We start from the raw sequence: 21,243 nt of genomic DNA on the forward strand, positions 1-21,243 counted from the left end.
GTGTCGCCTCTATTGGTTTGCCACCTGCAGGTGAATACTCCCCGTTTCAGTCAGCGCAGGATTGATGGTCACTGTGTATGGTTCTGCTGAAGCCAGGGTCACCGGGTTGAGAGTAAAGCTCGATGCTGAACTCGTCATCCCAGCTTGCAGGATACCATTCGGGCTATAGAGATTGACTGTCACGTTGCCGAGATTATTGTTCGTGACCTTGATCGTGGCCTGTTGATTCGCGGCACCGGTAAACGTATAGCGCCCATTCTGGCCCGCGCGGCTGACCGTGATCGGCCGAGGAGCCGCATTCACCTTGAGCGAATCCGAAACCTCGCTCGAAAGAGTCAAGGTCATTTTGCCAGTGTAGCTGCCGACAGGATCAACGAGAACCGTGTACGTGCCGGTGGTCGGCAAAGGATTTTGATCTGCGAGGCCCCCGCCCGCCGTACCCACAGCCGTTGAGGCAAGAATGGTCCCATCGGATGTCAGAAGCGTGACCGCGGTGGATGTAATACTCACCCCCGTCAGCCCGAGATTCACCCATTGTCCGGCGTTGCCATTGAACGTGTACCGCGCCGTCTGGCCCGCCTTGTTCAGGCTGACCGGCACTGAGGCTCCATCGATTGCGATCGTACCCGTGACGGGAGAGGAAAGGGCGAGGGTCATACTGCCGGTGTAGTTACTAACCGGCTCGACCGCAATGGTATACGTCCCCGTCACTGGCAGAGCCGTCAACGGATCAAGACTGCCGCCACTTGGACCAACGGTGGTCGCTTCCCACTTGCTGCCATCCGGTTTCAGAATGGACACAGCAGTCATGGGAATTGACACCCCGGTCAGACCGAGATTCACCCATTGCCCTTCCGTCCCGTTAAATGTATAGCGTGCCCGTTGACCCGGCACCGTCAGGTTCGGTGTCACGGTTCCTTGGTCAACCGCGAGGGTGCCGGTCAGTTCTGGAGCGTTATACAGCGCGAGCTTGAGCTTCCCGGTATAACTCAGGTCCGATTCAATCAGGACAGCATAGGTTCCGGAAGCCGGAAGAACCTGCCCCGGAATCATAGTGCCACCACCCGCAGAGACAAATGAGACCGGCTTACCCAATAAACTCCCGTCCGGACCAACAATAGAGACATATCCGCTCCGGATTGTCACCTCACTCAACTGCAAACTCACCGATTGGCCACTTTGTCCCGAGAATTTATAGCGGGCCTTCTGCCCAGTCCGATCAATACCGACTGTTACAGCTGAACCATGAGGGACGATATCACCGCTAAGCTCGCTTGAAACCGAGATCTTGAAACTCCCCGTATACGTACTGAGCGGGTCGATGAATATTGTATAGGTTCCGGTCACCGGCAATTCTTCAAGATCGACGCTTGCGCCGTTCATCTCACTGGAAGAGATCGTGGCCGCCGAATCGGTTGAAAACTGGTACGCTGGCATGGAGGTATGCACCGTTGTCAGTGAGGAGACGGGCCGCTCGCCCATCGTCGCATAATAGTTCTTCACTGCGGAGACATGTCTGGGCATCACCCCGCCATCAGGCCGATAGACTGAAACGTAAAACTGTGTGAGCGTGACACCGCTGAAGCCGATATTGATCCGCTGGCCGGCTGTGCCGTCGAAGACCAGCAAGCCGTTCTTATTCGGAGTGGCAATTTTTACTGTGGCTGGTTCCCCATTGACTGCGATGCGACCGTTGTATTCAATGTCCGCGGCCGCGACGCCTGGCGGCGTGGCACTATCGCCGCCATAACTGATACCGATGGGTAGGAGAGCTGCCACGACAATCGCGAGCGCGGCTGTCGTAATCCCTGATCGACGGTTCACCCACTGTGAGAGGCTGCACATAGTCATCCTCCTATTGCAATATGAAAACCGACGGCTCGTTGTGGTTCTCACCTCGCTTGAGTACCAATCGCCACCCTGACCTGACGGGCGGACTTTACCCTTTTTTGTGTCCGCGGCGCAATCCCCTAGAGCGCTTTTTACTCTGATAACCTATACGCTCCCCCCTTTGGGGGGTGCAAACCACTGAACCACGGAGCGAGTGTTCCAGAACGCGAAGAGGTATGGACTTGTAGTGATGTTGAACGGTTGGAACCAGTCTTGAGGCGACGGTGAGAGGCACCGTCGGGCAGAGGGATAACGAATAAAAAAGGGTGGGGAGCCGCCTCCCCACCCTTCTTATGATTCTCTCGGACCTTCCGGACAACGACTCTTATTCGCCCTTGCAGAAGCTCCGCTCATAATTGATGATCGTCCAGGCTTCTTCCTCGGTGATTGCAGCCGGGATTAAAGAAACCATTCCCGTTCCAGGGCTGCCGTTCTTAATCACCCAGAAGAGCTCGCCATCTTTCCGTTTCTTGTGGAACTTGCAGTTGGTGAAGTCCCGTGGGCTGGGATTCAAAATCTTGCCGGCTTCGCCCTGGCCATCTCCGGCTTTACCATGACAGTTGAAGCAGGTCCCCTTCCCCTCGTACAATGCCTTGCCTTTGGCGATGCTTTCTGGGCTGGAGGCAACCGGATTCTTCATGCCCTTGGCATCTGCCGCTTGATCGGGCGGAACGCGAGGCTTCAAAGGATCTTTCTCCTCAGCCCCAACTACCGAGACCGAGAGGAATACAACTGCTGCGGTAATTCCTAAAAACTTGGACAAATACCCCATCACACATCCTCCTTTGTGTTTAACCTACCGACATCAAATTCAGCTCCAAATATCTATTTGCATGCGCAACGTTCGGAAGTCAGGTAAAACCGCTGGACTATACCAACGCCCTTGAATTCCTGTCAAGAAAACAACTATCTCATATCTACTGTATTCATAGTCTCTTGGTCTGAGGAAGATCAAACCTCATGCCAACATGAACTCAAAAAGAGGCAAGAAAAGGTTGGCATTTATGCGATGACCGCAATCCCATTCCAGGCTTTCATCCATTTCGTGACACCTTTGGGCCTCACCGACATCATCCATGCCTCATGGGCAGACGCGTGAAATCAACGGGGGATTCATTTACTGGCTAGAATAAGGAATACGCTCGAGAGAGGACTACCGCTTCAACACAATGTCGCGGGCAACTTTTCCGCTCGGCCCGAACGGCTTTTGAGGCTTCCCGTTTAACTCGGCCTTCACCCCTCCGGCGTTCCCAAGGGTGAGGATGAATTGGTCCTGCCCCTTCCAGTGAGCCCTTTCGCCCGGCCGAAGCAACGATTCCTGAGGACTCCCGTTGTCGATCTGCACAACGACCCAGCTCAACTCCGTCGCTTCAAGGTCCAAGACCAGCTGCCCATCGCCTTGACCCTCGATTGCATTCAATGAAATTCCACCCAATGGGCCATCGCTGCCGGGAGAAGCAGTCGATACCGACGAAACGATTTCTGGTTCCGGTCTGGAAGCCGCAACGACGGGTGGAGCCGCTTCGTGGCGCTGCGGAGCTTCGGTCACTGCCTTTGGCGCGACAGCAGGCATTTCGCTTGGCTTCGGAATCTCCGCCGGACGCTCAGGCTCGCGGATGATCGATTCTGCAGCATCTTTCGCCGGTGGGGTCGTTCGTTTGGCCACCGGAGCCGGCTCAGGCACGCCCCGCCGAAATACAGAAGATTGCTCTCGGCTTAAGAGAAAGATCAGGGTCAATACGGCGATCCCGATTGCAATAGTCACCGCTTTGCGATTGGCCTGACGCTTCCGATCCTCCTCGACCTGTCTTACCTTGAGCCGTTCACGCTCATCCTGTTTCTCGTAAAAGGAACCGGCCGATTGGATAAACCGGTGAATCGCATCTTCTTCATCCAATCCGAGCGATCTGGCGTAGGAACGCACAAAACCTCGAGCAAATACTTGGTCGGGCAACTTGGCGAAATTGCCGTCCTCCAGGGCTTTGACGAAATCCGTGCGAATCCTGGTTTTTGACGCGACTTCGTCTACGGTCAACCCTTTGGTCTCCCGGACTTGCCTAAAGAATTCGCCCACCGACTCCATAAGTCTCCTACTTCAATCGGGTCAAGAGTTCCGATGCGGCCGCCGCAAACTCCCCGCCTTTATCCAAAGTCGCAACTTTTTTCAGTACCTCGCGGGCTCGCGTCGTATAGCCCAGCTTATAGTATACTCGACCGAGTTCCAAATGAGTCATCGCCGGCGGCACACTGGGGGGACTGGCCGATGTTGCATCCTCCAACGCTTCCATGGATCCCTGAAGATCACCCTGGTGGGCAAGCGCGCGGCCGAGGTGAAATCGAGCTAAATCCGGCGTAGGGTAGAGTGGATTCGCCAGTGCCAGCCGGTAGGACTTGATGGCCTCCTCCCAGTGGTTTTGATTGGCCAAGACTTGCCCCAGATAGGTATGCGCCTCGGAATAGTTGTCATCGATCTTGATGGCTGCGCGAAATTGTTCTTCGGCGTTGGACAGCTTGCCTTGAAGCGCATAGACGTGTCCGAGCGCATACCGGGCTTCCTTGTTGTCCGGATTCAGTTGAACGGACTTTTGGAATGAGACAAAGGCCTTCTGGCGATCTCCTGGGAGACTGGCCACACCTTCCTGGTAATATCCTTGTGATTTCCGCAACGCTTCTTTGTCGGTCGCACAACCTCCCAAAATACTGATGAGTCCTAACCACACCAGTGTGGAGCATCCTCGCGGCCAATGAAACCGGCGGTTCGTCCTGTTCATTGAACATCCTCGAAGTGCGTTAACCGCTTGAACTCGGCAAACCGAGCCTGAATCTCTTTGTAATCCAGGATTCGCAATCGGTCAAGACTAAAGGCTTCTACTGTAAATGAGGCCATGACGCTTCCAAAGATGATTGCCTGTTTCATGGCTTCAGGCGAGTGATTTCCGGTCGCCGCCAAGTAGCCCAAAAATCCGCCGGCGAAGGTATCTCCGGCACCGGTCGGATCGCGCACGTCCTCGAGCGGAAATGCCGGAGCGCCGAAGACCTGCCTTTCGTTGAACATGAGCACGCCATATTCTCCGCGTTTCACGATGAGATGCTTGGGCCCTCGCGAAAGCACGAGCTTCGCCACTTTCACCAGATTGGAATCCTGGCCCAGCGCCCGAGCCTCACCGTCGTTGATGATCAGCACATCGACCTTCTCCAGCACCTTCCAAAGCGCCTCACGCTGGCCGTTGATCCAGAAATTCATCGTATCGCAGGCCACCAGCGCGGGACGTTTCACTTTGTTCAAGACATCCAACTGAAGCTCCGGGTGGATGTTTCCCAGGAACAACACATCCGGCGCGCGATAGGCGTCAGGAATCTGAGGACGAAACGTCTCGAACACATTGAGCTGGGTATCCAAGGTATGCGCTTCGTTCAGCTGATGGGTATACTCACCCTTCCAACGAAAGGTCGCCCCTGGGCGCCGTTCCAGACCCGTGAGATCGATTCCTCGGCTTTTGAGAAACGCAATATGCTGCTGAGGGAAGTCCTCTCCGACCACGGCAATGAGCGCCACCGAGGTGAAGAAGCTGGCCGCCGTCGAGAAATACGTAGCCGACCCCCCAAGAATTTCAGTTCCCTCGCCGAACGGAGTTTTGACCGTATCAAGCGCAACCGATCCAACAACCAACAGTTTCCCCATGACTAACAGGCTCCTTTCTTAGGTGTCAGCGCTCGGTCGACAAGCACGGCGAGTTTCCTCCGAACCGCTGCAGGGATTCGTTTCGGCGCCGTCAGAATGGCATTGTCCAATGCCCGATGACAGGGACACTCGATCGGATTGACGAACGACGGCATTGCCGAGCGGAGGATGTATTTGGCCAAGGCCACGTTGCGATGAAGGGTGGCCAACACGGCTTCCACCGTCACGGCTTCTTCCGTCTCATGCCAGCAGTCATAGTCGGTGACCAGCGCCAACGTCGCATAACAGATCTCCGCCTCGCGGGCCAGCTTCGCTTCCGGCATGTTGGTCATACCGATCACATCGACCCCCCACTGCCGGTAGAGCCGTGATTCCGCTTTAGTCGAAAACTGCGGACCTTCCATGCAGAGATAGGTCCCGCCGCGATGCAGTTTGGCACCCGCTCGCTCTCCAGAGGAGTGGAGAGCCTGGGCCAGCTCAGCACAAATCGGGTCACCGAAGGCGACATGCGCGACGATCCCACTATCAAAATACGTCGACACGCGCCGTTTGGTGAGATCGACAAACTGATCCGGGAGCACCACGTCGCCCGGCCGGATCGACTCTTTCATACTGCCTACTGCGCTGACTGAAATGATATGAGACACACCCAAAGACTTGAGCGCAAAGATGTTTGCACGATAGTTGATTTCGCTCGGATTCAAGACATGCCCACGCCCATGCCGGGAGAGAAACGCCACCCGAATCCCCTCGAGTGTCCCGACCGTGATCGTGTCCGAAGGCGGCCCGAACGGCGTACGGACACGGATGGACCGAGGTGACTTGAGCCCCTCAATGTCATAGAGACCGCTCCCCCCAATGACACCGACCATAGCCCGCTCAACCGTTTTTTTTCTCTTCATGCAGATCCTTTTCCCCACGTCGACTACTGCGACACCGCGGGCTGCTCCTGACGCCCAAGGGTTCCCAGAAATCGCTCAATATGCGCGGTTACTCGCTCGGCGGTTCGCTCATACGACTCGTCCTCTTTGATTGACAACCACACAACCCCCGATTCCTTTCGAAACCAGGTCATCTGTCGTTTCGCAAAGCGTCTGGTATCGCGCTTGAATCGACGCACCATTTCCGCGTAATCAGACTCGTTTGCCAGAAAGGCTCCCACCTGGCGATACCCCAGACCTTTCATCGCCCCAAGTTCTCGCCCGTATCCACTGTCGAGCAATGACCGAGTCTCTTCTACCATTCCATGAGTCAGCTGCCAATCAATTCGTTCTTCAATCCTTCGATAGAGCGCCTCTGCGGTTCGCTGAAGGCCTATGAGAAAAGCGGAAAAGGGCATCTCTTGAAATTGGTGTTCATCATGCATGGCGGACATTGGGCGTCCTGACAATCGGTACACTTCCAATGCCCGAATGACTTTGGATTCGTCATTCGGGTGCAACCGCGCCGCAGTCTGAGGATCGACACGCATCAACTCCGCGTAGAGGCCGTCGCGGCCCCGTTCTTCCTTCAACTTCTTGAGGTCTGCTCTCACCAGCGGGTCTGCCTGGGGCGCTGGACACAATCCCCTTACCAACGTTCTGATGTATAACCCCGTTCCACCGACAATGAATGGCAGCCTGTTGGCCGCATATAGCCGGTCGATTTCTTCCAGCGCGGCACGCCGATACCAGCCTGCGTTGAACGTTTGACCGGGATCGACCAAATCGATGAGCCGGTGCGGCACACCCTGACGTTCTTCGGTGGTGGGCTTGTCCGTTCCAATGTCCATCCCCCGATACACTTGACGTGAATCTGCCGCCAGCACCTCAGTATCGAAATGTTTGGCCACCTGCGTCGCGATCCGGCTCTTTCCGACGGCTGTCGGACCGAGAAGCACGACTAAGGGACGGTGGCGACGCACAAGTTCCGAAAGCATGTTCACGTAAAGGCCGGCGAAAATAGATCGGACGAGGCCACCGCTCTCAACCCTCCGTCCATCACCCTTTCTCCTCAGACTGTCTACGATGGTCTACCAGCCAACTCGCCCAAACATTTTCTCCAAATCATCGGTGCTGAGCCGGAATGAAGTCCTTCGTCCATGAGGGCAAGTTGTGATCTCCCCTTCCGCATGCCATTCCTCAACCAGGGCTTTGATTTCATCCAATTTCATCGGGCGGCCGGCTCGGACGGCGCCGTGGCAGGCCAACGATGCCAGCACCGACCGAACTCTTACCTCCAGACTGGGAACACTGTTCCATTGATTCAGATCGTCGACGAGGTCTTGCAGAAACGCTCCCGGATCGACTCGGCCAATGCCTACCGGGATCGACCGGATCAAGACCGTTGAGGCGCCGAACGGTTCGATCTCTAGTCCCAACTTCTCCAGATCATGCTGATACCGCTGGACCAGCGCAGCATGAGACGGGGACAGTTCCAGCGAATCCGGAATGAGGAGAGGCTGAGCCTGTATTCCCCGCGTGGTCCACGCGCGATACAGTCGTTCAAACAGGACCCGCTCGTGGGCCGTATGTTGATCAACCACCGTCAAATCGTTCCCGACCTGTGCGATCAAGAACGTGCGGTTGATCTGCCCCAACGCAATCACCTCAGCCGAAGGGGCTCGGACATAAGGCTCCGCGGCTTCGCTCACAAAGGCCAATTGAGCTTCAGACTCGGATCTCGTGCGGTTCGCTTCATCCGTCTCACGGAACTCGCCTGCATGCGAAGGCTCTACAGCCGAAACCATGGTGTATGGGGTGGACCGCTCCAATGACCGAGCCTCCTCGGATTCGTTCGTCGGTTCTCCACCACTCAACCTCTGGCGAACAGCTCGTCGAACGAGTTGATGTATCGTTTCGTTGTCCGAGAATCGTACCTCTCGTTTTGTGGGATGGACGTTCACATCGAGACGGTCCGGATCGACATCCAAAAAAAGCACAAATCGCGGATGACACCCTTTGGCAAGAAACGATCCGTACCCTTCACCGACGGCATGGGACACCGCCGGGCTACGCACCGGACGATAGTTCACAAACAGCTCTTGCGGGATGCGCGAGGACTTTGCATGGACCGCATCGACAATATATCCGCTGACGGTCGCCCCAGGGAGCGTGGCCTTGATCCAGAGGCTCTGATCGAGAAACGGTTGTCGATAGACTTGAGCGATCCGATCCTGCTCCGACGAGGCAGCCGGATAGTTGAAAATCTCTTCCGTGTTATGCGTCAAGCGAAACTGGATGGACGGCCAGGCCAGCGAGGCCTGCTGCACCACCCGGCTGATATGTGAAAATTCGGTGGAGATGGACTTCAAAAATTTCTTGCGAGCCGGCTGATTGTAGAACAGGTCCGCCACTTCAATTCTTGTCCCGGTCACCGGAGGAGCATCGGCAATGTCCCCGACGATTCCCCCCATGACTTCCAACTCGGTTCCCATCTCGGCGGAACGAGTCGCGGTCAGAAGACGGACCCGTGACACGGCGGCAATGCTCGGCAAGGCTTCCCCTCGAAAACCCATCGTGCGGATGGACCAGAGATCTTGATCCGACCGAAGCTTGCTCGTGGCATGCCGCAGAAAAGCTTGTGGCGCATCGTCAGGGCTCATCCCCTCGCCATCATCGATCACGCGGATCAACGAAAGACCTCCGTCCTTCACGTCAATCGTGATCGACCGGCTACCGGCATCGATGCTGTTTTCGAGAAGCTCTTTGACGACGGCCGCGGGGCGTTCAACCACTTCTCCGGCTGCAATGCGACCGACGACTTCTTCCGACAGAATGGAAATCTTGCCACTGCCGCCAGTTCTCAGCACGGCACAACGCTCCTCATGAGTGATGAGTCGGTGACGAGGCAGGGCATCAGGCCGCGGCGTCGGTCATCGGAGATCGGCCAACTTGTTCTTCGCCAGTTTGGATTCGTCCGACGAGGGGAACTCTTCGAGCACACGCTTCAGATTCTTTCTCGACTTCGCAAGGTCGCCGGTCTCGGCCGTCGCCAGACCCAGCTTGTACAGCGCGGCGGGCACTTTTTCGTTTCCAGGGTATTCCGCCACCAGATAATCGAATGTCTGGATGGCCCGACCATAGTCCTTCATATTGTAATACGACTCGCCCAACCAATATTGGGCATTCGGAGTCAGCGAAGTCCCGGGAAAGTCTTTGATGAACCGCTGAAACCCCGCTACCGAAAGCTCATACTTCCCGTTGAGATAATCGTTATACGCCAGATTGAATGCGGAGGTCGGCGTAATTCCCAACGCCGTCGCCATCGGTTCCGCCGATTGTGTCGGTTTGACCGGCTTCGATGCGCGCGGCTCACCCGAAGAATCCAGCCTAGCCGACAATTGACTCGACGTTTCTTCAAGCTTTGCAAGTCGATGTTCCATCCGTTGAAAGCGAGCCGCCAAATCATCGATTCGCGGCTTCGTCGCCTCCGAATCCTTGCTCCGCTCCATCGCCTCCACTCGACGGATCACAGTATCCACCCGTTGATGGTCCTGGTCCTGGGTTCGCGAGATCGTCGAGAGCTGATCGCGAATTTCCATAAAGTCCGCATGTTTGGCACAACCGGCGAGAACCACAGCCGACACCATCAGCCCCCATGTCACGGAACCGGACAGCACTGTACGGACACGCATGGTGTTACCGCACCTCTTTGAGTTGAGCCAGTTTGTCCGACGCTTTTCCCGCTTCGCTGCTTTTCGGGTACAGCGTGACCACTTGCTTGAATGCCGACGATGCCCGCTTCTTGTCCTTCAACGCCAAATAAGCAAACCCCTTTTTCAGGATCGCGGCGGGTACCTTCTCACTGCTGGGATAGTCGATCTCCACCTTGTCGTACGCATCGATTGCTTTCTGAAAATCCTTCTTCCCGAAGTACGATTCGCCCAGCCAAAAGCGGGCATTCGGGGCGAGGGTGGAGTTCGGATACTCGGAGAGAAAGCCGGTGAATCCTTGACGGGCTCCTTCCAGATCTCCCTCTCTAAACAAAGTCAGCAGTCGTTCATAGCGCACCCGATCAGGAGGATCGGCGCTGGCCTGCGTGGTTTCGAACGTCGGTGATTCTTGAGGCGGCACAATCGTCGTCACGCCTGCGGTGGCCTCCGGTCCACCGGATGAAGCCGACGCCTGGCCGCCTTCCGGTGTGGTCTCATTCGGGCCCGGCGTCGATCGCTGAGCCGGCTTGGCGCCTTGTTGCCGAGGAGCGGGCTTATTCGAAATCTGCTCCACGGCCTTCAGAAGCGAGTCGATCCGGCTGTCTTGCTCGTCAAGACGGGCGGTCATTTTTTGCCCGACGGCTTCCAGCGCCTTCGTCACAGAGAGCACGCTTCTGTTGACTTCCTCCGCATGAATGGCCGTGGTCTTTGAATCGCCGTCGAGCTTCGCCGCGACGTTCTTCGTGGCCTGTTCTTCCTCACCCACACGATCATTGAGGCCGGTCAATGCTTCTCGAAATCCGGTCAGCGCCTGATTAAATTGGGCAAACTTTTGTGAGACCTGCTCGATCCTATTGTGATTTTCCGTCGCTTCTTTTCGTTGTTCATCAAGTTTCACGTCTACCCGCTTGGCGAGACCTTCATTGGTACGCTGGACGACTTCGATGATGTCCTTCTTCATGGCCTCCATGGTCTTGGACATTTCATCCAGTCTGGCCGAAAACTTGGTATCCTGAGTCTCGAAACTCTTTTGCACCCACAGATGGCGCGTGCTGCCGTCGGTTTCAAGCTTGGCCGCCAGTTGCTCCAACTTCTTCGTCTGCTGCTCCAGCTGCGCCGACCGATGCTTGAGGTCCTCCTGTCTGGCCTGAAGCTCTTGTGTTTGGTGCAGAACCTTTTCCAGCTCTCCCCGCAGTTGCGGCAGCTCGTATTCTCGGAGAGTCGTAATCTCCTGACCTTGCCGAGCTCTGGTCTGTGAGAGCTGCTGCTGAAGAACTTTTTCGGTCTGTTTCAGGTCAGCCTGCTGTGCGACACAGCCCGACAAGACGGCCCCTACCGTTGCGATGCTGAGGATCACACCGTGCGTGGCTCGCCGTTGAGGTTTCATATCCAATTTCTTTTCTCCGACCGATTCACGAGAGGCGAAGCCGCCTATGCGGCGACACCCTTCCTACTTCCCCGTCTTGACGACGAGATGACCGCGGCGATTCTGCGAATAACAGGATTCGGCATGCTCATTACAGAATGGCCGTTCCTTCCCGTAGGAGATGACCGATAAGTGATTGGAGGCCACACCCAGCTCAACCAGATAGTTCCGAACTGCTTTTGCGCGTTTCTCACCCAATACCAAATTATAGGCTGAGGTGCCCCGTTCGTCACAATGTCCTTCGATTTTCAGTTGCACGCTCGGATTCGATTTGGCCCATTCCGCATCACCGGACAACGCTTGGCGTCCTTCATCCGTTATTGAAAAACTATCGTAAGCGAAAAAGACATCCCGCAGTCCGGCTGCCGCCGATGCCGCCTGCTCGGCACGCATTTCGTCCAACTGGCGAGCGGCGGTCCCGGGATCGGATTTCGCCACCAAGGTATTCCCGGAGCTGCCGGTATTCCCGTTATTGCCGCCGAGCCGTTCCTCGGAAGGATTGCGATCCAATCCGCGTAGACTGCTCGAATCCTCACGGCCGGAAAGGGACGTATCGGGAAAGCTCGAGCCGGTTCCTTCCTTGGCCATGCCTCCTTTGGCCATGTCTTCCTGTAACGACTGGGTCCCTCCTCCCGATTGAACCGCCTTTTTCGAACACGCAGGGGTACCTAGTACAAGGACCCCAAGAATCAATGGCAAGTAGCTGGCTGATAACTTTTTCATTGGATTCATTCCCTCCTCATAAGATGTCCTCTCCTTCATACAGCGGAGGACGATTATCGTCAATGCCTCATCAAAAAATCACGAAGCCGGCGACCATGTCGGCGCGCTGTTGTGAGTGCCCGTGAACGTAATGCGCTCGAAATCCTTGCCATCCGCATTGATCATGTAGATCTGGCTCTTTCCGTCCGCCGTCGAACTGAACACGAGATGGCGCCCATCCGGAGACCAGGAGGGAGAATCGTCCACGCCCGGTCCCGTCGTGAGCTGTACATGCTTCTGGCCGTCCGGTGTGATCAAACACAGTTTGTATTCTTTCTTGGAGGTCCGGCACACATAGGCGATCCAATTCCCTCGAGGCGACCACGCCGGCGCGGCATTATAGTCACCATCAAACGTCAATCGACGCACGTTGGATCCATCCGCACTCATGAGAAAAATTTGCGGGCCTCCGCTCCGATCCGACGTAAAGGCGAGCTCACGACCGGAAGGAGACCAGGAAGGAGAGAGATCTCCGGCGGCGTTCGTCGTCAGTCGTTGAACGGCTTTTGTGCGGGGATCCAAGCGGTACAGCTCAGCGTTTCCTTCATGGCTTGAAGAATAGGCCAGCGCATTTCCATCCGGAGAGAGAGCCGGCGTGATGTTCAACCCTCCCTGCGCAACCAGCGTCCAGCGCTTTCCAGTGGCAAGCTCAATCATGTCGATATTTTGAGCGTTTCGATTGCGGTACGCGGTGAAGACCAAGAATCGGCGATCCGGCGACCAGCGTGGCATCAGGTTCAAGAAGCCGTCCGCCGTCAGCTGACGCGGCTCATACCCATCGTAATCCATCACGAATAATTCGCGGGCCGATCCTTGCTCCGAGACGTAGGCGATCTTCGTCCTGGCAATTCCCGGCTCACCCGTATACCGGAAGACCAACTCATCCGCAAATCGATGCGCCATAAGCCGGACGACCGACGTGGAGCCGACGTATCGTTTGCCACCCACCACTTCATCGGTGCCGGCATCATACACGTACCCATCCATGTTGACATCCGGGTCCTTGTTTCCGTTCTTCATCCCCGCCTTGCCCCACACGATGACGGACACCCCGTTCTCCGCAGCTTGCTTGAAGGACGGATCAGGCTCTGCTCCCGATTGACTGACTTTAATGCCCAGGCTCGACAAATCGACAAGAGAAAACACGAGTGAGCGTCGCACATCCGCCTTGAGTACCTCTTCGATGCGTGTGCCCAGTTTGACACGCCCTTCAGGCGACTCCGATCCGCCGATATTATCGATCCCGGCGACTCCCAACGGAATCTTCTGAAAATCCGGTCTTGTGGCTTCAAGAAATACGTCCGCGGCACCGGATTCGATGATCCATACCAGACCGGCCAATGCACAAAAACCGACGATCACGAGAGCTCGAAACGTCATAGGTTATCCTTGAGGTTCACCGACGGTAAAAGTGAAATGCGCGTCGAAATAGGCATCCGTGATGTCCGGCGGGAATACAGGCAAGGGAACCGCGTTGAGCACAGCCCGTTTTCCGGCCAAGTCATAATATTCATTTCCGGAGGACCGTTCGATCGATACCCCGGTCACCGACCCATTTCGATGCAGTCTGAATTGCACAATGACGACATAGGCCTGCCCGGTCACATCCACCGGAGGGGCGCTCCAGAAGCCACTGATGCGTTGACGGACCAGCCCCAGATACGCGTTGGACCCCGGAGCCATCCCCGGAACCTTGAGCGTGGTGTCGACAGTTTTAATGCTCACCGCTTTCGCCTCCACTTGGGGCGCGGGCTTCGGCGGCACGTCAGCGGGAGCTGTTGCCTTGGGAGGTTCGAGCTTCCTGATCTTCTTGAGTTCTTCGTCCAATTCTTTCGCGACATCTTCCGTCAAGGATGAAGACGGCGCGGGAACGACCGGTTTTCTCTCCGTCGCTTCCCTTGTCTCCGCAACGACCGGCACATCGGGCAGTTTCATGGCCGGCAGCTTCTTAGGTTTGTCCTCTGGACTGATGTCCCCCAACCTCGGAGCGTCGGGCGGCAATTCAATGTCTTTCATGACATCGCGCATGATGTCATTTGACGGCTTTGCGGGAGCCACCGGAGGAGGAATCGGCGCTGCTTTCACAGGCGGTGCCGGCGACGGCGCTGCTTTGACTGGTGGTGCAGGCTTGGAGCGCTCAATGGGCTTGGGCTGCTCAACCGGTTTGGGTCGCTCTACCTCTTTTTTACTCGGCGGACTCTTCTCGGGTTCAACGGTCTTTACCGGAGGCGTCTGGAGATTCGCGAGGGATATTTCAATGGAAGCCAGAGGCCGCTCACCATGTTGAGGCAGTCGTATCCACCCGACAACGGCCAGTATTCCCACATGGAGCACCAGAGAAACGACGACGGCACCGGCCAAGCGACGAGTCAGCGTCGCCTGCCATTCATCATCCGCTAACATGCCGGCTGATGTCCAAGCCTGCACCGTGAACCTTATCCTACTGGTTATGTGGAGGGGACGATGGACCCTCAACTCGTTCAGGTCCCGTCGGGTCAGTTACCATACCGAGTTTCTCGATACCGGCTTTCTTGACGCCATCCATCACCTGAACCACAATGCCATACGGCACGTCGCGATCGGCGCGCAGATACAGTGAGACATCCGCATGCTCTTCTTTCAACACACGCAGCTTTCGCTCGAGTTGAGCCACACTCACTTGATCTTTGTCGAGGTAGAGGCGCTGGTCCTTCTCGATCGTCAGCACCGCCCGGATCTCCGGCTTGATGGTGTTCGACGCTGAAGTCGGCAGCTTGATGTCCATTCCCCGATAGAGCATCGGCGCGGTGACCATGAAGATCACCAGCAGCACGAGCACGACATCCACGAGCGGAATCACGTTGATCTCCGCCAAGAATCGACGTTGTCGCGTCTCGAAAATCATCCCTTCGCCCCAACGGGAACCTGAGCGACAGGTCTGGTTTGGGCTGGGACCAAGGCCAGGAGTTCCACCACGACGGAATCCATGTGCAATGCGGTTCGCCTGATGCGGGTGAGAAAATAATTATAGGCGATGACGGCAGGAATCGCGGCGAACAATCCGGCGGCGGTCGCAATCAACGCTTCCGAAACCCCCGGCGCAACGGCCGCAATACTGGCCGTGCCTTGTGTGCCGATTTCCCGGAATGAGTCGATAATGCCCATGACGGTTCCCAAGAGGCCCACGAATGGGCTTATGTTCCCGGTGGTCGCCAGAAACGGCAGATACGACTCCAGTTTGGAAATCTGACCTTGGGCCAGATGTGCCGCCGTCCGTTCCATCACATGCCGATCAAAAGCCATGGAGCCGGTGTCATTCAGTTCGGTGGGGATATGGCCCAATCGCTGGACGACGGTATGAAAAATTTTCGCACAGGGGCTTCCGGCCGTTTGTTGCGCGTGCCGTGTGACTTCCTCGACATCTCTTGCCCGAAGCAATACGGCCATGAAACGGCGGTCCTTTGCCTCGGCCGCACGAAACGTCGCCCATTTATAGAAAATGATCGCCCATGAAATGATGGAAAAGCAGACCAGAATCAGCAGAACCACCTTCGAGACAATCCCGAGCGACGCAATAATTCCCAGTGGACCGGCTTGAAACATACGAGTCTAGACTCTCCCTCCTCAGCGCTCAACGCTTCTTGGTAAAGTGGATTGTACCAAACACTGGGGAAAATGGCGGGGCCGACGGGATTTGAACCCGCGACCTCCAGATTGACAATCTGGCGTCCTAACCAGGCTGAACGACGGCCCCGTAAAGTCTCTCAATAGCGGAACAACAGCAGGACAAGTGGATATCGTTGGTCGCCGCTCAACTCCCGAGTGTAGGAATCGGATCCTTCGTTACGGAAGTGCTCTTCCTGTCGCTGCTTACCAGAGTCTTCCAATGGTAGGCGGAACAGGGATTGAACCTGTGACCTCTGCCTTGTAAGGGCAGCGCTCTCCCAACTGAGCTATCCGCCCGATTTTCTTGGCAACGTCCGCGGAGCGTACCAAGTCCGCATCTCCTTGTCAACCAGGATGCGCATAGCTCGTGCTGCTTTCTTTGCCATAGACGACACCATTTCATTCCTATGGTTTCCTCACCTTCTCTGAGTCAGTTCGTCGGCGACTGATCTGCCGCGGGAAAAATTGCCGATGGACTTGCTTAAGCCGGCTACGCTCCACATGCGTATAGATTTGGGTCGTCTCGATATCCGCATGTCCCAGCATCGATTGAACGGCTCGGAGGTCGGCCCCGCCTTCCAGGAGATGCGTCGCAAACGAATGCCGGAGCATATGCGGCGAAATCGGCTTGGAAATACCCGCGCGTCGCGCGCGGTGTAGAAGAAGCTTCCAACACGCCTGCCTCGTGAGTCCCTGCCCACGCCTGCTGACGAAGAGGGCACGGGACGATCGCCGTTTGAGCAGGGCTGGTCGTACCTGCTCGAGGTACTCAACTAATAGCTCCCGCGCTGTCTGTCCCACCGGCACGACTCGTTCCTTAGCGCCTTTCCCCATCACCCTGAGGCAGCCGAGAGTCATATCGATCTGGGAGAGATGCAGCCCCACGAGTTCTGAAACGCGCAGACCCGATGCATACAGCAATTCCAGCATGGCACGGTCACGTTGGTCCTCAAGGCGATCCCGCGCGGGCAACTCCAGCAACGCCGTCACTTCCTGATGCGTCAGCGTCCTCGGCAATCGGACCGGGCGACGCGCCGCCGTCACATCACGAACTGGGCTTGCGTCCACGATTTTTTCTCGAACCAGAAACCGATACCATCCTCGAATCGCCGAGAGTATGCGGGCAACCGATGATGCCGCAAGCGCGTCCTGTTTGAGGACCGCCAGGAACGACCGCACAGTATGCGGTGGAATGGAATCCTTCATGCTGAATTGATGCTCCCGCAGATACTCCTGCAATCGGAGGAGGTCCCGCCGGTAAGCCTCCAGCGTATTGGTTGCCAACCTTCCTTCAACCCTCAGCTGGCAGAGATATCGTTCGACCAGAGGATCCAATAATGGTGGTGAAGAGTGAGCCATAGCCATCGGATAATGGACTATAGCCAAGTCACTTGCTCGGTACAATGACGCCACGGTAGTTCTCCTTGACAGGTCGCACCCTTTCCGATACTAGTCACGTACGGCCTACCACGGGCCGAACGTAATGCTCGCCTACTCGTATAACCCTTTCCCCGTTTCAGCCAAGCCGCCGCTGATGGTCATCATCGCGCTTGCGGCGATGCTCGGTATTACTCTGCTATCAGCTGGATGGAGTGAAGCGGCGGATCCCGCTAAGAATCTTTCTCCTATTCCGCCGATCTTGAATCAGGCCAAACAACTGATTGAAAAAGGCGATCCCGAGTCCGCCGCCTCCACCTTGCGTCGATTCTTGACCACGACTCCACCGCCTGAACACCTCGATGACACCTACCTGCTGCTCGGCGCAGCCCTCTACGGCATGAAGGACTACGGCGAGGCGCTCCGCTATCTCAACCAGCTCCAGACAGAGTTCCCTGAATCCGAGCTTGTAGATCGAGGCAAGCTGCTGCTGGCCCGGACCCACGTGGCAATGGGCAATATCGACTTGGCCCTGCCATTACTGGCCCAGGTACGGACGACGACGCTGGACGAAACCACCAGGCATGAGGCTCAGCAACTGACTGCGGAAGCATTCGCTCAAAAGAAAGAATATGTCCGGGCCATCCACACATTACTGGAGGGAATGGCAGGCAGTTCGGGGGAACAGGTCAAGGAAACGCGGGAGCAGATTCGTCAATTTATCTCCGAGAAGTTGGACAAGAAAGGGCTGGCCCGAGTACGGGACGGATACCCGCGCTCTTATCCGGGTGACCTCGCGTCGATCCGTCTCATTGAGTATTACACCGGACGCGGCGAAGACCATTTAGCGGAACGGGAGATTCGACAATTCCTGGCCTCATTTCCAGGCCATCCTTATAGCCCAAAGGCCAGCGAGACCCTGGACCTCTTGAGGGCCAGATTGAAAGCCAATCAGTATTTCCTCGCGGCGGTCCTCCCACTGTCTGGAAACCTGTCCGTGTTTGCGAACGACGTCTTGGAAGGTATTCAGCTCGCAGTGGAACGGGCCCGCGAGCAGCCCGGTACTCCAACCGTTGGGTTGCTCGTGAAAGATCATGATGCCGACCGGCAGGGATTTTTAGATGATCTCTCAGAGCTGCTGAACGACGATCGTCCGCTCGCCGTCATCGGGCCCATGTTGTCAAAGAATCTGCCGGTCATGGCAGAAATGGCGCAAAGGACGAGAGTGCCCTTGATCACACCGGCGGCAACGCTCCCGAACGTCCGCCGATTGGGCACCTATCTGTTCAGCACGTCGCTGACCTACGCGATGCAAGCCCAGCGTATCGCCGCGTATGCCGCGAAAGAACGAGACTATCGACGGTTCTGCATTCTCCACCCTGACACAGTCTACGGGCGGGAACTGGCCCGCCTCTTCATTCAGGAAGTGCGTCAGCGCGACGGCGAAATCATCGCGATCGAAACTTTCAAGGAAGGGGAAACCGATTTCGGACCTCAAATCCAGCGGCTCAAGGCCGAGGACCTGAAAAAGTATGGGCTGGCCATTCCGGTGGATGTGCCGCGTCTACCCGGCAAACCGATCAGCCGAACAGAAAAGCGCGTCCTTTATACTCCGGGATTCGACGCCATCTTCATCCCGAGTCGCTCTCATGAGATCGGCCTCATCGCCGCCCAGCTGGCCTATCACGACATTAAAGCTCCTCTATTGGGCACGAACGGCTGGAACTCGCAGGATTTCGCCCGCACCGCCGATCGAACGGTCGACGGCGCCACATTCGTCGACGGCTTCTTCGTCGACAGTCCGACCCCTGCCGTGCAGGAGTTCGTCCAGCGATACCAGAAGCGTTTCCAAACCACCCCTTCCCTCTTTACGATGCAGGGATATGATGCGGCTCGAATCGTGATCGAAGGAATCCGTCACGGTGCAACCTCCGGCGAAGCCCTCCAAGAATTCTTGATGACGCAGCACAACCTGCCGACACTTGCCGGTCCCGCCAGTTTCGGACCGGACGGCACCCTGCACCGACCGCTCTTTCTTCTGCAGGTCAAACAGGGTAAGTTTGTACAATTGGACTGACGAATTTCCATGAACTCCCTCTCACACATCATCCACACGATCTCGTATATGGCGCTCCCTCTGCTGTTCGCGATGGTGCTCCATGAATACGCACACGGATGGATGGCAGAGAAGTGCGGCGATTCGACCGCGAAAAATGAGGGTCGGCTCACCATCAACCCCCTGGCTCACATTGATCCCTTCGGGACCGTCATTCTGCCCTTGATCTGTTTGGTGTTACCCGGAAGCTTTCTGCTGGGCTGGGCAAAGCCGGTTCCGATCGACCCTCGGAATATGCATCGACCTCGGCGGGATATGGCGCTTGTCGCCGCGGCAGGTCCGGGGATGAATCTGCTGCTGGCAGTCGCAAGTGCCTTGCTCTTGGCCTTGCTGCTGACCATCGAACCAACCTTATCCCTCAGAAATGCATCTGAGGCTGATGCGTCATCGAGCCTCCTCGCCACCATGATCTTGCGTCCGATTGCCGTCATGGCGCTGTATTCTGTGTTGATCAACGTCTTTCTCGCGCTGTTCAACCTGCTTCCGATCCCGCCGCTCGACGGTGGCCGGATTTTGACGGCGCTGCTCCCTGCCAAACCGGCCATGGCATTGGCACGATTGGAGCCCTATGGGATGCTCATCTTGGTGGGCCTAATCGTATTTGACAAGGAATTACACGTCATCCATACGATTACCGGCACCTTCGCCTCAGGTGTGTCCGGGACGATTCTGTCGACCGCGCTCGGCCTCCGCCCAGGAGGTGCGGAATGACGGCGCCACGGAGCCGCGTGCTCAGCGGCATGCAGCCCAGTGGCCTCATGCATCTCGGGAATTACCTCGGAGCCTTGGAGAATTGGAAGGCGCTACAGGCACAATACGACTGCTACTTTTTTGTCGCCGATTGGCACGCCCTGTCGACCAACTATGCCGACACAAGCCGCATTCGCATGTTTGTTCGGGAAATGTTGATCGATTGGCTGGCCGGCGGCATCGACCCGGATCGGTCTACGATCTTTATCCAGTCGCGTATTCCCGAACATGCCATCTTGCACCTGCTGCTCTCCATGATGACTCCAATCTCATGGCTCGAACGTAATCCGACCTATAAAGAGAAGCAGGACGAGATCAAAGAGAAAGATCTCACCACCTATGGCTTTCTCGGTTACCCGGTCCTGCAGGCTGCCGATATCCTCTTGTACAAACCGGATTTTGTGCCGGTAGGGAAAGATCAACTCCCTCATCTCGAATTGACAAGGGAGATCGCTCGGCGGTTCAACGACATCTACAAAGCACCCGTGTTCCCCGAACCGAAGGAACATCTGACCAAGTTCCCCAAAGTAGTCGGCACCGATGGCCGAAAAATGAGCAAGAGTTACCACAATACAATCAACCTGTCGGACCCGGAGCCGGTTGTCCGGCAAAAGCTCAAGACCATGGTGACTGATCCCGCCCGCGTAAGACGCACCGATCCCGGCAATCCAGACCTCTGTCCTGTTTATGAATTTCACAATATCTATTCTTCACAGGCGGTCAAAGACCAGGTGAACCGAGAATGCCGGACCGCCGCGATCGGCTGCATCGACTGCAAGAAACTCGTGGCGGACCGTATGGTGGAACAGTTGATGCCGATCTGGGACGCTCGCGCCAAGCTGACTCAGCATCCATCCCGCGTTGACGAGATTGTCGAAGCCGGCAGCAAGCGGGCTTCCGCGGTCGCCCAGGCGACTTTGCGCGAAGTGAACGAGTCTATGAAGATCTAGCCAAGTCTTTCT

Annotated in this window: 19 protein-coding genes and 2 tRNA genes; 3 read left to right on the forward strand and 18 right to left on the reverse strand. The window is 56.4% G+C overall.

Annotated features, from left to right (window positions below; all coding sequences use genetic code 11):
- Positions 1–9 precede the first annotated feature (9 nt).
- The 18 genes from H8K03_05340 to xerD all read right to left on the reverse strand — a co-directional run bounded on the left by H8K03_05340 (position 10) and on the right by xerD (position 17,373).
- The gene (locus H8K03_05340; protein UVT21339.1) at positions 10–1,845 is read right to left on the reverse strand and encodes a hypothetical protein; all 1,836 of its coding nucleotides are present in this window, start codon (positions 1,843–1,845) and stop codon (positions 10–12) included.
- Positions 1,846–2,215: 370 nt separating this feature from the next.
- Positions 2,216–2,662 (reverse strand): c-type cytochrome, encoded by a 447-nt coding sequence (locus H8K03_05345; protein ID UVT21340.1) that lies wholly within the window; start codon positions 2,660–2,662, stop codon positions 2,216–2,218.
- Between the two features lie 381 nt (positions 2,663–3,043).
- On the reverse strand, positions 3,044–3,973 hold the full coding sequence (locus tag H8K03_05350) for a helix-turn-helix domain-containing protein (GenBank protein ID UVT21341.1): 930 nt from the start codon (positions 3,971–3,973) through the stop codon (positions 3,044–3,046).
- 7 nt (positions 3,974–3,980) lie between these two features.
- Positions 3,981–4,661 carry a tetratricopeptide repeat protein gene (locus H8K03_05355; GenBank protein ID UVT21342.1) on the reverse strand — a complete coding sequence of 227 codons (681 nt, stop codon included), beginning with the start codon at positions 4,659–4,661 and terminating at the stop codon, positions 3,981–3,983.
- Positions 4,658–5,572 (reverse strand): sugar kinase, encoded by a 915-nt coding sequence (locus H8K03_05360; protein ID UVT21343.1) that lies wholly within the window; start codon positions 5,570–5,572, stop codon positions 4,658–4,660. Before H8K03_05360 ends, H8K03_05355 begins: the two co-directional genes overlap by 4 nt.
- Positions 5,573–5,574: 2 nt before the next feature.
- Entirely contained in the window at positions 5,575–6,444 is an 870-nt protein-coding gene (gene mtnP / locus H8K03_05365; protein UVT22378.1) for an S-methyl-5'-thioadenosine phosphorylase, read from the reverse strand.
- 53 nt (positions 6,445–6,497) lie between these two features.
- Positions 6,498–7,496: a tRNA (adenosine(37)-N6)-dimethylallyltransferase MiaA gene (gene miaA, locus H8K03_05370; GenBank protein UVT21344.1), complete on the reverse strand. Its 999-nt coding sequence runs from the start codon at positions 7,494–7,496 to the stop codon at positions 6,498–6,500.
- Between the two features lie 87 nt (positions 7,497–7,583).
- Positions 7,584–9,362 (reverse strand): DNA mismatch repair endonuclease MutL, encoded by a 1,779-nt coding sequence (mutL, locus tag H8K03_05375; GenBank protein ID UVT21345.1) that lies wholly within the window; start codon positions 9,360–9,362, stop codon positions 7,584–7,586.
- A 63-nt stretch (positions 9,363–9,425) separates the two neighbouring features.
- Complete coding sequence (gene ybgF / locus H8K03_05380) at positions 9,426–10,187, reverse strand: tol-pal system protein YbgF (GenBank protein UVT21346.1); 762 nt, start codon at positions 10,185–10,187, stop codon at positions 9,426–9,428.
- Between the two features lie 4 nt (positions 10,188–10,191).
- The gene (ybgF, locus tag H8K03_05385) at positions 10,192–11,592 is read right to left on the reverse strand and encodes a tol-pal system protein YbgF (GenBank protein UVT21347.1); all 1,401 of its coding nucleotides are present in this window, start codon (positions 11,590–11,592) and stop codon (positions 10,192–10,194) included.
- Positions 11,593–11,655: 63 nt separating this feature from the next.
- Positions 11,656–12,354, reverse strand: coding sequence for a peptidoglycan-associated lipoprotein Pal (pal, locus tag H8K03_05390; protein UVT21348.1), 699 nt, complete (start codon positions 12,352–12,354; stop codon positions 11,656–11,658).
- A 78-nt stretch (positions 12,355–12,432) separates the two neighbouring features.
- Complete coding sequence (gene tolB / locus H8K03_05395; protein UVT21349.1) at positions 12,433–13,773, reverse strand: Tol-Pal system beta propeller repeat protein TolB; 1,341 nt, start codon at positions 13,771–13,773, stop codon at positions 12,433–12,435.
- 3 nt (positions 13,774–13,776) lie between these two features.
- Entirely contained in the window at positions 13,777–14,820 is a 1,044-nt protein-coding gene (locus tag H8K03_05400; protein UVT21350.1) for a TonB family protein, read from the reverse strand.
- A gap of 13 nt (positions 14,821–14,833) precedes the next feature.
- Entirely contained in the window at positions 14,834–15,277 is a 444-nt protein-coding gene (locus tag H8K03_05405) for a biopolymer transporter ExbD (GenBank protein ID UVT21351.1), read from the reverse strand.
- A complete protein-coding gene (locus H8K03_05410; GenBank protein ID UVT21352.1) occupies positions 15,274–15,975 on the reverse strand; it encodes a MotA/TolQ/ExbB proton channel family protein in 702 nt (233 codons plus the stop codon). Before H8K03_05410 ends, H8K03_05405 begins: the two co-directional genes overlap by 4 nt.
- A gap of 73 nt (positions 15,976–16,048) precedes the next feature.
- Positions 16,049–16,126 (reverse strand) — tRNA-Asp (locus H8K03_05415).
- Between the two features lie 133 nt (positions 16,127–16,259).
- A tRNA-Val gene (locus H8K03_05420) sits at positions 16,260–16,335 on the reverse strand.
- 108 nt (positions 16,336–16,443) lie between these two features.
- Entirely contained in the window at positions 16,444–17,373 is a 930-nt protein-coding gene (gene xerD / locus H8K03_05425) for a site-specific tyrosine recombinase XerD (protein UVT22379.1), read from the reverse strand.
- 148 nt (positions 17,374–17,521) lie between these two features.
- On the opposite strand from xerD, the gene H8K03_05430 reads away from it, so the two are divergent.
- From H8K03_05430 to trpS, 3 genes are read left to right on the forward strand one after another with little or no spacing between them, the layout of a single operon-like run.
- Positions 17,522–19,492, forward strand: a complete 1,971-nt coding sequence (locus tag H8K03_05430; protein ID UVT21353.1) for a penicillin-binding protein activator — start codon at positions 17,522–17,524, stop codon at positions 19,490–19,492.
- 9 nt (positions 19,493–19,501) lie between these two features.
- The gene (locus H8K03_05435) at positions 19,502–20,242 is read left to right on the forward strand and encodes a site-2 protease family protein (GenBank protein UVT21354.1); all 741 of its coding nucleotides are present in this window, start codon (positions 19,502–19,504) and stop codon (positions 20,240–20,242) included.
- Positions 20,239–21,231: a tryptophan--tRNA ligase gene (gene trpS / locus H8K03_05440; protein ID UVT21355.1), complete on the forward strand. Its 993-nt coding sequence runs from the start codon at positions 20,239–20,241 to the stop codon at positions 21,229–21,231. The genes H8K03_05435 and trpS overlap by 4 nt, the downstream gene beginning before the upstream one ends.
- Positions 21,232–21,243: the final 12 nt, after the last annotated feature.

This window comes from Nitrospira sp., from assembly GCA_024760545.1.
GTDB lineage: Bacteria > Nitrospirota > Nitrospiria > Nitrospirales > Nitrospiraceae > Nitrospira_D.